The 13383-nt window shown below is 58.1% G+C and carries 9 protein-coding genes; 4 read left to right on the plus strand and 5 right to left on the minus strand.

The genetic code is table 11. The features are described from left to right. Positions 1 to 141: 141 nt before the first annotated feature. Genes B3Z17_RS17740 through B3Z17_RS17750 form a run of 3 tightly spaced genes read left to right on the plus strand, consistent with a single transcriptional unit; the run spans position 142 to position 5104 of the window. The gene (locus B3Z17_RS17740; protein ID WP_286831070.1) at positions 142 to 1215 is read left to right on the plus strand and encodes an efflux RND transporter periplasmic adaptor subunit; all 1074 of its coding nucleotides are present in this window, start codon (positions 142 to 144) and stop codon (positions 1213 to 1215) included. After that, the gene (locus B3Z17_RS17745; RefSeq protein WP_286831071.1) at positions 1212 to 4313 is read left to right on the plus strand and encodes an efflux RND transporter permease subunit; all 3102 of its coding nucleotides are present in this window, start codon (positions 1212 to 1214) and stop codon (positions 4311 to 4313) included. The genes B3Z17_RS17740 and B3Z17_RS17745 overlap by 4 nt, the downstream gene beginning before the upstream one ends. Positions 4314 to 4324: 11 nt before the next feature. Then, positions 4325 to 5104 (plus strand): alpha/beta hydrolase, encoded by a 780-nt coding sequence (locus B3Z17_RS17750; protein WP_286831554.1) that lies wholly within the window; start codon positions 4325 to 4327, stop codon positions 5102 to 5104. Here the strand turns inward: B3Z17_RS17750 and B3Z17_RS17755 are convergent. Continuing rightward, on the minus strand, positions 5101 to 5493 hold the full coding sequence (locus B3Z17_RS17755) for a bacteriohemerythrin (protein WP_286831072.1): 393 nt from the start codon (positions 5491 to 5493) through the stop codon (positions 5101 to 5103). The two genes, B3Z17_RS17750 and B3Z17_RS17755, sit on opposite strands and share 4 nt — an antisense overlap. Before the next feature lie 149 nt (positions 5494 to 5642). Between B3Z17_RS17755 and B3Z17_RS17760 the strand changes: the two genes are divergently transcribed. After that, the gene (locus B3Z17_RS17760) at positions 5643 to 7238 is read left to right on the plus strand and encodes a M10 family metallopeptidase C-terminal domain-containing protein (protein WP_286831074.1); all 1596 of its coding nucleotides are present in this window, start codon (positions 5643 to 5645) and stop codon (positions 7236 to 7238) included. A gap of 75 nt (positions 7239 to 7313) precedes the next feature. Here B3Z17_RS17760 and B3Z17_RS17765 read toward each other — a convergent pair whose 3' ends face one another. From B3Z17_RS17765 to B3Z17_RS17780, 4 genes are all read right to left on the minus strand, one after another. Next, a complete protein-coding gene (locus B3Z17_RS17765; protein WP_286831075.1) occupies positions 7314 to 8534 on the minus strand; it encodes a threonine ammonia-lyase in 1221 nt (406 codons plus the stop codon). 89 nt (positions 8535 to 8623) lie between these two features. After that, on the minus strand, positions 8624 to 9481 hold the full coding sequence (locus tag B3Z17_RS17770) for an alpha/beta fold hydrolase (protein ID WP_286831077.1): 858 nt from the start codon (positions 9479 to 9481) through the stop codon (positions 8624 to 8626). Next, the gene (locus tag B3Z17_RS17775) at positions 9474 to 11012 is read right to left on the minus strand and encodes a class I adenylate-forming enzyme family protein (RefSeq protein WP_286831078.1); all 1539 of its coding nucleotides are present in this window, start codon (positions 11010 to 11012) and stop codon (positions 9474 to 9476) included. The genes B3Z17_RS17770 and B3Z17_RS17775 overlap by 8 nt, the downstream gene beginning before the upstream one ends. Before the next feature lie 88 nt (positions 11013 to 11100). Continuing rightward, a complete protein-coding gene (locus tag B3Z17_RS17780) occupies positions 11101 to 13359 on the minus strand; it encodes a TonB-dependent receptor (protein ID WP_286831079.1) in 2259 nt (752 codons plus the stop codon). Positions 13360 to 13383 lie beyond the last annotated feature (24 nt).

A 13383-nucleotide genomic window follows, 5' to 3' on the forward strand; every position in this document is an offset into this window, starting at 1 on the left:
TAGAGTCACAAAGTCTCGCAAAATTGATGCTATAGTATCGCTATCTGTTTGAAGAACTTTACAAAAGCGTTGATTGTATAAACTGTTTTATGGGTTCGTTCGTATGGAATTCCGAACGGCTGCAGCAAGTGTGAGGCATTTATGAATTCGGGTCGATTGGTATTGGGTGCGATCTTTTTGGCGCTGGCAGGAACGGCCGCCTGGCTGTTGATGGCCGATGGCGCCGCAACAGAGCGGGGCCGGGGCCCACGCGCCGTCAGCGTTGTCACGACCCCAGCGACCCAGCGCACTTTCACCGATATTGTAGAAGCTCTGGGCACAGCGAATGCCCGTGAATCTGTCACGCTGACCTCGCGGGTGTCAGACACCGTGCGCGAAGTGCATTTTAGTGACGGCGATATCGTCAAGGCCGGCCAGGTACTCGTGGTTCTTGAGGATATCGAAGAAAAAGCCCAGTTGCAGGAAGCGGAAGCAAACCTGCGGGAAGCCGAGCGATCTTTCCGGCGCATCGAGAATCTGGTCAAGCAAGGCAATGCCTCGTCCGCTGCGCTGGATACTGAGCGCCGCCGTCTGGACGAAGCCCGCTTCCGCGTTGATGCCTCCGCCGCCCGTTTGGCCGACCAGCGCATCAAGGCGCCGTTTGACGGCCTTCTGGGCCTGCGGCAGATCAGCGAGGGTACGCTGATCACTCCCAACACCCCGATCACCACCATTGACGCAATCGATACCATCAAGCTGGATTTCTCCGTGCCTGAGCGTTTCATCGCCACGCTGAAACCCGGGCAGGATGTTGAGGCCAAGGTTTCCGCATACCCGGACCGCCTGTTCAAGGGCGTGGTGACAACCATCGATAGCCGGGTTGATCCTGTGACTCGGTCGGTCATTGTTCGCGCTGAAATTCCCAATGAAGACCATGCGTTACGCCCCGGTCTTCTGATGCGGGTTGAAGTGATCAACCGGTCCTGGCAGGCCATTGGTGTGCCAGAAGAGTCTGTCGTCCCCACTGGCGGCAAAACCTTTGTGTTCGTGGTCAAGGACGGGGAAGCCGAGCGCCGCGAGGTTACGCTTGGCTTGCGCCGCCCCGGCTATGTCGAGGTTACAAGCGGCCTTGAAGCAGGTGAGCGCGTCGTGACAGAAGGCACCATGCGCCTTGGCCGCATGGGCATGAAAGTGATCGATATGGCAGCTGACAAGGCCGCTGGAGACGCGTCATGATCCTGACAGATGTTTCGGTCAAACGACCGGTTTTTGCCACCGTTATCAGCCTGCTGCTGATCGCGTTTGGCGTGATCAGCTTCCAGCAGCTATCGGTTCGTGAACTGCCGGACGTAGACCCGCCGGTGGTGGGCATTCGCACCAACTATCCGGGGGCGAACGCAGCTGTTGTGGAAACCCGCGTTACCCAGATTATCGAAAGCGCCATTGCAGGCGTGCCGGGCATCAAGACGATTGAAAGCACGTCGAGCGACGGCCGGTCGAGCATTACCATTGAGTTCATGCTGAACCGGGAAATCGACGCCGCCGCCAACGATGTGCGCGACCGGGTCAGCCGGGTGCTGAATAACCTGCCCGAAGAAGTAGAGCCGCCTGAGGTTTCGAAGGCCGACAGCGATACGCGCCCTATCATGTGGTTCAGCCTCACGAGCCCAGTGATGGATATCCTGCAACTGACGGACTATGCCGAACGGAATATCGTTGACCGTCTTTCGGTGGTGGACGGCGTGGCGGGTGTGCGCATTGGCGGGCAGAAGCGCTATGCCATCCGCATTCACCTGGACAGACAGGCCATGGCCGCGCGCGGCATTACCGTGCAGGATATTGAAGGCGTCATGCGGTCTGAAAATGTCGAGCTTCCAGCCGGTAAGATCCAATCCATCAACCGTGACACCATCGTGCGCCTGAACCGCGAATATGCGCGCCCCGAAGATTTCAAGACCATGGTGATCAAGGAAGGCACAGACGGCGGCTTCGTGCGCCTCGGCGATATTGCGCGTGTTGAGCTGGGCTCGGAACGCGATGAGCGGACTTTCCGGGGGAACGGCATCCCAATCATTGGCCTGGGTGTGGTGAAGCAGTCCAAGGGCAATACGCTTGCCGTGGCGCAAGCCGCGAAAGCGGAAATGGAGCGCATCCGCGAAACCCTGCCGGAAAGCATGGAGCTTCTGGCGTCCTACGACAGTTCTGTCTTTATCGAAAAAGCCATTGATGAGGTCTATTTCACGCTGGCGGTCGCCATGGGGCTTGTGGTGCTGGTGCTGTATCTGTTCCTTGGGAACATCAAGACCGTACTGGTGCCTGCTGTCACCGTGCCTGTGTGTATCATCGCCAGCTTCTGGGTGCTCAATATCGCCGGCGTGTCGATCAACCTGATCACGCTTCTGGGGCTTGTGATGGCCATCGGCCTGGTGGTGGATGACGCCATCGTGGTGCTTGAGAATATCTACCGCCGGGTGGAGGAGGGCGAACCGGGCCTTCTGGCCGCTTACCGCGGCGCGCGGCAGGTGTCCTTCGCCGTGATCGCGACCACCATGGTGCTCATTGGCGTGTTCGTGCCCATCATGTTCCTGACAGGGAACGTGGGCCGCCTGTTCGGCGAGCTGGCCATCACCATGACGGCGGCTGTGGCCTTCTCAAGCCTTGTGGCGCTGACCCTGTCGCCCATGCTGTGCTCCAAGCTGGTGCGCCGGCGCAACAAGAAGCCGGCCTTTGCCAAGATGCTGGACCGCGCGTTCAAGCGCCTGCAGGAAGGCTATGGCAATATCCTCAAAATCTGTCTGGCCAATAAAGGCATTGTCACCCTGTGTTTCCTGACCTGCTTCGGTCTGATCGCGGGCCTGCAGCAGCGCATCCCGGCTGAACTGGCGCCGATTGAAGACCGCGGCGGCCTGTTCATGGTGATCCGTGGGCCTGAGGGCGCAAGCCACGAATTCATGGAAGAGCAGGTCTACAAGATCGAGGAGCAGGTTCAGCCGCTTCTGGACAGTGGCGAGCTGGTGCGTATCCTGCTGCGCGTTGACGGCGGCGGAGGCTGGGGCTTCCTGATCCTGAGCCCGTGGGATGAGCGTGAGCGCAGCTCTACTGAAATCCTCAACGAAATCCGCCCGAAACTGATCATGAATGTACCCGGCGCCATGGCGATCCCCATCGAAACATCGGGCCTGACCCGCCGGGGTGGGGGTGAAGCCTTCGAATTCGTTATCGGCGGTGATACCTATGACGACCTCGGGCGCTTCAAGCAGATCATGCTGGAAGAGCTGCAGAATTACCCCGGCATTGTGGGCCTGGACGCCGACTACCGCGAGACCCAGCCGCAGTTCAAAGTGCGGATCGACCGGGCGCGGGCAGCTGACATGGGCGTCTCCATCCAGGCCATTGGCCGGACGCTGGAGACCATGATGGGCGGCCGCCGCGTGACCACGTTCGTGCAGGACGGCGAAGAATATGACGTGATCCTGCAGGCCGAGGAGGCAGACCGCCGCCAGCCGCTGGATATGGAGAACATCCATGTGGCGTCAGGCCGCACTGGCGAGCTGATACCGCTGTCGAACCTGGTGAATGTGGAGGAAGTCTCCGGCGCAGGAAGCCTGCGCCGCTTCAACCGCGTGCGGGCGCTGACGCTGTCGGGCAGCCTGGGCGAGGGCTTCACGCTGGGTGAGGTGCTGGAGCATGTGGAAGGCGTGGTGCGCGAGCAGATCCCGGACGTGACCAAGATCGACTATAAAGGCGCCACCCGCGAGTATAAGGAAGCGGGCAGCGATATCTATTTCATCTTCGTGCTGGCGCTGGTCGTGGTGTTCCTGATCCTGGCGGCCCAGTTTGAAAGCTTCATCCACCCGTTCGTGATCATGCTCACTGTGCCGCTTGCGGTGCTTGGGGGGCTGTTGGGGCTCTATCTGGCGGGCAGTACGCTCAATATCTATAGCCAGCTTGGTTTGATCATGCTGATCGGCCTTGCGGCCAAGAACGGCATTCTGATCGTTGAGTTCGCCAACCAGCTTCGGGACGAGGGCGAAAGTGTGCGCGAGGCCATCCTGGACGCATCCAAAACCCGCTTGCGGCCGATCATGATGACGGGCCTCTCTACCGCCATGGGCGCCGTGCCCCTGATGATGGCGGCGGGCGCGGGCGCCAACAGCCGCATCACCATTGGTGTGACGGTCTTTGGCGGCGTGATTGTGGCCACCTTCTTCACGCTCTTCATCATCCCGGTCTTCTACGACTTCTTCGCGCGCTTCACCAAGTCACCCGGCCATGTGGCAGCGCAACTCGAGGACTATGAAGACAAGGAAGCCAAGGGCATCCCGGCGGAGTAGCTGTGAGCCGTATGATTTTAAAATGGCTAGCAAGGACGGTTGCCTTCTCGGTGGCTGTCCTTGTTGCATATTTGGGCCTGTTTTACCGCGGGGGACATCATGCTCAGATACAGTCCGGCCTCCTTGGTGAGGAAAGGGGTTTCCAAGTATATTTACCGGCGAGTTACGATGAAAGGGCAGGCAGTCACTACCCCGTGATCTATTCATTGGACGGTGAGAAAACCAGGCACGGCCAGCTGATGGCAGCAAATGCTCGCATGCTCTCTGCTCTTGTCGGCACGCCAGAGGTTATTCTGGTCGCCATCTATACCCATGGCCACCGTACGCGTGATTTTGCGCCAAACAGAGGCGCTGAAGCCTTTACTGCGTTTCTTGAGAGTGAACTCATGCCTCACATTGATGGCCGGTTTCGGACCTCAGGGCAGAATGTTATTTCCGGACATTCGTGTGGTGGGCTATATGCCCTCTATGCTTTTGCGGAGCATCCAGGGCTCTTTGATGCACATTTCGCCTATGTTCCCTCAGTCTTCCATTATGAACCAATTCTGGACCACGTGGGCCAGAGATTAAAGATGGAGACAGGTTCAAACACACACCTGTATCTCGTTAGTGGTGCTGAAAGTCAGGAGAAATTTTGGCGCGGCTTTGACGGGGTGATTGCCCGACTGACTAATAATCCCAATCCCGGCGTGTCGTGGAAAAGGGCGCATGCACCGCTGCCTCACCCTCTAAGTATGATACCGGGACAAATTATGGCCCTCCGATACCTTGCTGCTGAGTCTTCCGACTAACCCGCAGCCTTCCTCTTCTGCATGAATTCCTTGAAGGGCAGGTCCTTGACCAACAGGTCGCGGATCAGGGCCTTCTGGCATTCGTGTGCCAGCTCCGTTGGTGACAGGTTCTTGTCCTTCAGGGCCACAAGCTGTTTGAAGACATAGCGGTGATGGTCCCGGTGTTCACCCGCGGCTCTGTAGCCATGCATCTCCATGATCCGCTCTTCTTTTTCAAAGTGATTCATCAGTTCGGCGAGGAACCAGTCAAGGATATGGCTGTCGTCCATCAGGGATTTGCCATCGGTTGCGATGAATTCATTGAGTGTTTTGAACAGATGTCGGTGGTCATCATCGATTTCGGCAATACCCGTTTCCCATGCATGGGGGAAGCTGCCTTCGTAGGACATACGTGTGTCTCCCGGCTAAAAAACCATTATATGGTGTATTTAATTCCCTTAAAAGGGAAATAAAATTAACTTTTGGTTAATAGTTTCAGTTGACACCTTCCCCGGCTCACCAATAAGTTGATCATCTTTTTAGGGGAGGAAACTAAAAAATGCCAAACACTCAAACCACAATCGAGACTGATGAACTGCCCGGCGGCGAGGCTGTCACACTATGGGATGACGCCAGCACCTGGAACGATGGCAATCTCTGGCGCGACGGCTTCACAGGGGTAACGCCTGAAAGCTTCAATCTGGATGACTATGCCGGGTTTACCTTCAGGGACAAGCCGATCCTGGACCTGGACGGTGTCATCAACCAGATCGATTCGGGCAACAGCCAGCAGGTCAATGGTGGCACCATCACCTACACGTTCCTGGACGGCAATAACCTGACGGGCCTCTATAACAACCCACAGTATGGCTTCACGGCAGGCGAGGGGCTGACGCCCTTCACGGACGACCAGCGCGATGCCGCCCGCGACAGCATTCAGCTTTGGGATGACTTGATCGACGCCACTTTCGTTGAAATGAACGGCCGCGGGGCAGACATCCAGTTTGCAAGCTCGGCTGACCCGGGGCAGGCCTATGCCTACTATCCTGAATATGATTTCACCAATGCCCAGGGCTGGAAGTTCTTCGGGGATGTCTTCGTTGCTGACCCCGAAATCAACTGGACCAACAACTGGCTCGGCTTCAATGGTTATGGGGCCACCACGCTGATCCATGAAATTGGCCATGCGGTTGGCCTCAGCCACCCAGGTGCATACAATGGCGCTGGCGCGACCACTTATGTGGACCAGGCTGAATATGCCCAGGACAGCGAGCAATATAGCATCATGTCATACTGGAGCCCGTCCGAGACCGGCGCTTCTGTGATCGACTGGGGCACGTTCCTGTTCGGTAACGCCCAGACGCCGATGTTGCATGACATCCTGACCATCCAGGCCAAATATGGCGCGGATGAAGACACCCGGGCGGACGACACCACATATGGCTTCAATTCAACCGCTGGCCGTGACGTGTTTGACTTTTCGCTCAACGAATACCCGAACCTGTCGATCTATGACGCAGGCGGGATTGACACGCTTGATATGTCCGGCTTTGGCGCCAGCGTGTTCATCGACCTGCATGACGGTGCTTTCAGCTCAGCCGCACAGGCCGTGCCGGATGCGGATGTGATCAACGCCAACCGCGCTGACCTGTCCGACATTGCAGGCTTCCCGCTGGGCGATATCGGCCAGGCTACTGTTGATGCTGTGGCCGCAGGTCGGATGAACCTGGCAAGCAACCAGATTGCGTCTGAAACCGGCGTGTCCGGCATTGAGGCCACGGCGCTCTTTAACATCAGCATTGCCTACGGCACGGTGATCGAGAATGCCGTTGGCGGGTCTGAGCGTGACCTGCTGTGGGGTAACGAGGTTGACAATATGCTGGATGGCGGCGCGGGCGATGATGTGCTGCGCGGCTTTGAAGGCGATGACCTGCTGTTTGGCGGCTCGGGCGCTGACACCTTCACCTTTGTGGACGGTGACGGTGACGACATCATCGCCGATTTTGAAGACGGTGTTGACCTGATCGAGCTTTATACCGCAGGGCCGGTTTCGGTCGTGCAGGACGGTGACGATACAGTTATCACCTATGCCGACGGGTCGATCACGCTGCTGGACACGGATTACACCACAATCACGGCAGACGACTTCGCTTAAGCCAGTCGACTGGTGATCAAACAAAAAGGCCGTCCCGTTTGGGGCGGCCTTTGCTTTTTCGAATAATACCGGCGGTTAGACGGTCTTGGCGTAGTCCACCTTGAAGTCTGCTTCCTCCAGCGCGCGTACGAGCCTGAGCGCATGTTCCTGGTCCTTGGCTTCGACCACCAGTTCCATCTCGGTCTGCTTCAGCGACAGGGCGCCGAACTCGCGCTGGTGGCGCATCTCGATGATATTGGTGCCTACGCGGGCCACGATGTCGGTGACTTTCGCCAGCGCACCGGGCTGGTCCATCATGGTGATCCGCAAGCGCGCTAAACGGCCGTCGCGGGCCATGCCGCGCATGATGGCATTGGCCAGCATGCGGCTGTCGATGTTGCCGCCCGACAGCACGATGCCGACCTTATGGCCCTTGAACAGTTCAGGGTGGGTCATGACGGCTGCAAGGCCAATGCCGCCTGCGCCTTCCACGACCACCTTTTCAATTTCCATGATGGTGATGATGGCGGCTTCGATGGCGCGTTCAGGCACGGTGACGATTTCATCCACCAGCTTGCGCACCACATTCTGGGTGCGTTCGCCTGGCTGGTTCACAGCAATGCCTTCAGCGATGGAGATATTGTCGCCGGCCAGCTGCGTGCCGTCCATCTTCTCTTTCATCGCCGGGAAAGCTTCGGTCTGCACACCGACAATGCGGATGTTGGGCCGGAGATGCTTGGCAATGGTTGCCACGCCGGAGATCAGGCCGCCGCCGCCGATGGGCACCACAAGGGTGTCCAGGTCCGGCACATCCTGCAGCATCTCAAGCCCCACAGTACCTTGGCCCGCCATGACATGCGGATCATCGAATGGGTGGATGAAGGTGAGGTTTTCCTTGTCGGCGAGCTCGTAGGCCGCTTTGGTGGCTTCCTCGAAATCCTGGCCAGTCAGCACCACGCGTGCGCCCAGTTCTTCGGTGCGCTTCACCTTGTTGAACGGGGTGCCTTCCGGCATCACGATGGTGGCTGGAATGCCCAACCGCCCGGCATGGTAGCTGATGCCCTGGGCATGGTTGCCGGCGGAGGCCGCAACAACGCCTTTGGTGCCTTCGGGCAGCGACAAGAGGCGGTTGAGCGCGCCGCGCTCCTTATAGGCAGCGGTGAACTGGAAAATCTCGAACTTCAGCCAGCATTCTGCGCCGGTAATTTCAGACAGCGTAACGGATTTTTCCATGGGCGTGCGTTTCACGGCACCCCGGATTGCTTCTTCTGCATCGTAAACATCTTGCGCGCTTATCGGCAATAATTGTTCACTCATGCGTCACTCCCTGAAATAAAAATACAAAAAGACACGGCCCGCAGCTTTGCCACAGACCGTTTCTGGTGTCCATAAAAAGGTCAAAAAAATTACAGGAAGCGCCCGACAAGCTCGTCGATGGCCTGTTTGCACTCTGGCTCCCGCATCAGCGGCACGTGGCCGATGCCCGGTACGGTAACAGGCACCAGGTCCGGGTGCTCGCGCGCCATGCGCTCCAGTGTCTCAGCCGACAGGATATCAGAGATGCCACCACGCAGGACCACCATAGGGATGGAATGTAGCGTCTTGAAGTAGGGCCACAGGTCAGGTGAGGACTGGCTTTCTTCCGAATTGAAGTTCTGGCTGATCGCCGGGTCGTACATCACGGCAGGTTTGCCGTCCACGTCCTCATAGAGGTTTTCGGTGTACCAGCGCCAGTCTTCTTCCGTGAAGTTCGGATAGACGCCCGCGTTTGCGGTTTTCACGGCCTCCACGGCGGCTTCCCACGTTTCAGGCGGCGTCCCTTTGCCGACATAGCTCTTGATGCGTTCGATGCCCTTTGGGTCGATCTCCGGCCCGATATCATTGATCACGGCCGCCTGCAGCTTGCCTGGGTGCATGGCCTGGATCATGATGGTCATCAGGCCGCCCAGGGATGTGCCGATGGCGATCACCTTATCGACGCCCAGGTGCGCCAGCAGCGCCATCATGTCAGCCACATAGGTTACAGGCAGGTAGCGGCTGGGGTTCGGGTCCCAGTCAGACTGGCCGCGCCCGCGTTGTTCCACACAGATCACCCGGCATCGGTCGGACAGATGCTCGGCGATGGCTTCGAAGTCACGGGCGTTCCGCGTCAGGCCCGGCATGCACAGCACAACTGGGGCGTTGTCGCCGGCTTGGTTATAGTCGCGGTAATGCTGCTTCAGGCCGTCCGGGTTGGTGAAATATTCATCTGTATAGTCAGCCATAATTCTTGTCCCCATAGATGTCACGCAGGTCCCGCTTCAATATCTTGCCGTTGGCGTTGCGGGGCAGGGCGTCCCTGAACACCGCGCCGACAATCCGCTGCTGTTTGCCCAACCTTTCGTTGGCCCAGGCTGTGACCACGGCGGCATCAAGCGTGATGCCCGCTTCCAGCACGACGACCGCGAGCGGTGTCTCGCCCCAGGTTTCACTGGGTACGCCGATGACGGCAACATCGTTGATATCCGGGTGTGTGATCAATACGGCCTCTATATCCTGCGGGTAGATGTTTTGCCCGCCCGAGAGGATCATGTCCTTCTTGCGGTCCACGATATAGAGATAGCCTTCTTCGTCCAGCTGTCCAACATCGCCGGTGCGGAACCAGCCTCGGCCGGTCTCGTCGGTCCAGGTGGCCTCTGCAGTGGCGTCGGGGCGCTTCAGGTACATGGGCATCATGGTGCGGCCCACGCCGACAATTTCGCCTGACTGGCCCGGGGGCACTTCGCGGTCGTCATCCCCGATAATCTTGATGTCCGTCCCCAGAAGCGGTTTGCCCACCGATGACATGCGGCCATCGGCCTCTTCGGGGTCCAACGTGGTGATCAGGCCTTCCGTCAGGCCAAACAGTTCAATCACCGCCTTGGGACCAAGGCGCTTGAACAGCGCTGCTTTCAGGTCCGCGTGCAGCGGCGAACCACAGCTCATCACCGCCTCGATGGAGGAGAGGTCGTATTTTTCCTGGCCTTTGACTTCCAACAGGCGCTGATACTGGATCGGTACCATGGCAAAGTTGGTGATTTTCTCGGCCTCAATGGTCTTCAGAGCCGCTTCAGCGTCGAATTTCTCATGAATAAACATGGTGCCGCCAGAAAGGAGCGTACACAGCATGCCCACCCAACTGATGTTGGAATAAAGCCCGATGGTGAAAAGCGTTCGCGCGCCGCCGTGGTAGCGAAGCGCCACCGTCAGGTCATAGGCCCAGTCGCGGCGGCCCTGGTGGTCATGCAGGATGCCCTTGGGCATGCCGGTGGTGCCAGAGCTGTAGATCACATTTAAGGGGTCATCGCCGGAAATTTCGACGGACGGGGTTGCTGTATCGCCGCCATCGCGGAAACTTTCATAATTTTCGCCAACCACTAGCACCAGCGTGCCGGGATGGGCTTCAAGATAGGGCTGCAGCCGATCTTTCTGGTCCTTTGTCGCCACAAGGGCCGCTGCGCCCGCGTCCTCCAGCATGGCCATCAGGGCTTCGTCGCTGACGGACAGGTTGATGGGGACCGAGCAGGCACCGGATTTCATCACGCCCACGATGGTTTCAACCATGGCTGTGCCGTTCGACATCACGATACCCACCATGGCGCCGCGGCTGATATCAGCTTTGATCAGCACATTGGCCAGTTGGTTGGTACGCCGATCAAACGCGGCCCAGGAGATCTTTTCCGTGCCGCACACGAGGGCGGGCTTGTTCCGTTTCCATTTGCCGTGCAGCGACAGGATTTCGGGCAATAGCGGGGCATGTGTATCAAATGCAGCCATTTGACAATCCTATGGTCTTAGCGGGGTTGCCTGGGGGTTAGGGGTGCCGGGGGACGGAAGGGACCCCCGGCATCTGGATACTGGCGATCTAGAAACGCACCTCGAACGTCGCGGTGACGGTCAGAGGAGGGCCGTAGAACGTCGTGATGTTGTTCTCGAGCCCCAGCGTCGGGAAGTTGTAGCCAGCAGTTTTATACTGAGTGTCGAACAGGTTCTTGCCGTGCACACCGAAGCGATATTTTTCGCTTTCCGATGTCCAGACCACGCTTGCGTTCGCAATGTCGTAGGCATCCTGGTCAATTTCGGGCACCGGCGTTTCGAACTGCACGATCGAGCTTTTGTGCGACCAGTTGGCGTTGATGCTCAGGGTGCCGCTTGAAAGCTCTGTCGTGTAGGTCAGGCCTACGAAGGACATGAACTCAGGCGTGTTCTGGACTTCACGCTGGTCGGCGACATTCTCACCGTTCAGAATCCATTCCTTGATCTCGGCGTCCAGGAGGTTCAGGGACGCCTGTAGCGTCAGGTTTTCCGTCAACAGGAAGTTGCCTTCAACCTCGATGCCTTTGATCTCCGCTTTACCGGCGTTTGTCACCGTGCCGACGAAGCCGTCATTGGTGCCGTCACCGTCTGTGTCGATTGGCAGAGAGCCAGGGATTTGCATGTCTTTATAGTCGGAATAGAAGACCGCGATATTGGTCCGCGCACGCCCGTCCAGCCAGGTGGATTTCAGGCCGACTTCAAAGCTGTCCAGCGTTTCCGGGGCAAAGCCGTCTTCAACTTCAGGCGACGTGATGTTGGCGCCGCGCGGGTCGAAGCTGCCGGCCTTGAAGCCCCGGCTGAAACCCGCATAGACAAGGGCGTCTTCGCTGAGCTTATAGTCCAGCGCAATGCGCGGTGAGAAGTCCTTGAAGGTGCGTTCCGCTTCAAAGTCGCTCGATACCGCGATCTGGATGGCGTCTTCATTGCCAAAGAAAGGCGAGTTGCCGTTCAGGTAAGTGGCGCGGAAAACATCAGCAGAGCGCTTGTCGTTAGTATAGCGGCCACCAAGCGATAGCGACAGGGCCTCTGTGAAATCGTAGGTGACATCTGCGAACAGGGACCAGGCTTTGGTGTCAACCGTACCGCCCGTGTAGGCTGTCAGCTCTGACCCGAAGGCGACCCGGCCCAATTGGCCCAGAACGACGTCAAAGTCGTTCGCGGCAGACGCGTCCAGATAATAGAAACCGAATACGCCAGAAAGCTTGTCGCTGGTGTACAGCAGTTGGAATTCCTGGCTGAACTGCTCATTGTCATAAATGACCGGCGCATCGAAATCGTCAACGGCGAGGCTGTCGAAGTCGATCACGGATTCGGTATAGTCTTCACGGTAAGCGGTGACGGACTTGAATGTCAGGCTGTCGCTTGCGGTCCACTCGATTGAGCCCTGGATGCCTTTCGACGTCACTTCATTGTTGCCGCCGATGGCAGCTGTTGAAGCGTTTTGGGTGGCACCAGCATAGGTGTCATAGACACTGTCGGTTACCGGGGTGCCGCTGACAGCGCCAGGGTAGGGGCGGTAGCCCGCAACGGCGTTTGAATCGTCATTGGTATAGTCTGCCGCCACACGGATAAAGAGTGCGTCATTTGGCAGGAATTCAACGCTGGCGCGGGCGGCCAGGATTTGCTTGTTGTAGTTGTCTTCACCTGTTGTCAGGTTTTCACCGAAACCGTCACGGTTGAGGGACGCCACGGTGGCACCCACGCGGACGGTATCGCTGACTGGCACCGACCCTTTAGCCACCACATCCATCTGGTCATAGGTGCCATAAGAGAATTTCAGGCCAAACTCAGGCTCGTCGCTCAGTCTCTTGGTGACATATTTGATGGCGCCGCCCACGGCATTCCGGCCATAGAGCGTGCCCTGTGGGCCGCGTAGGATCTCAATGCGCTCGATATCATAGATGTCCAGTAGCGCGCCTTGGGGCCGGGCGATATAGACGTCATCCAGGTAAAGCGCAACGCCTTGCTCGAAGCCCGCGAGCGGATCCTGTTGGCCGACGCCGCGAATAAAGGCGGTAAGCGTGGTGTTTGTGGCGCGCGATGGCTCTAGCGTCACGCTTGGCGCGACTTGTGCGATATCGGTGATATCCGCTGCACCGCGAAGCGCCAATTCATCGGCGGAAAAAGCCGTTACCGCAATTGGCACATCCTGCAGGCTTTCCGTGCGGCGACGTGCTGTAACCTGAATTTCCTCAAGCGCAAAGCCGCTAACGGCATGGTCCTGGGCTACAGTCGGCACTGTGGCGGCCAGGCTGCCCAAACAGACGCTGGTCAACAAAGATACTCGTGTGGCGTTAAATCGTCTCATGGTTTCCCCTCCCAAGGAATGTAG

Source organism: Kordiimonas sp. UBA4487, from assembly GCF_002389025.1.
GTDB classification, from domain to species: Bacteria; Pseudomonadota; Alphaproteobacteria; order Sphingomonadales; family Kordiimonadaceae; genus Kordiimonas; species Kordiimonas lacus.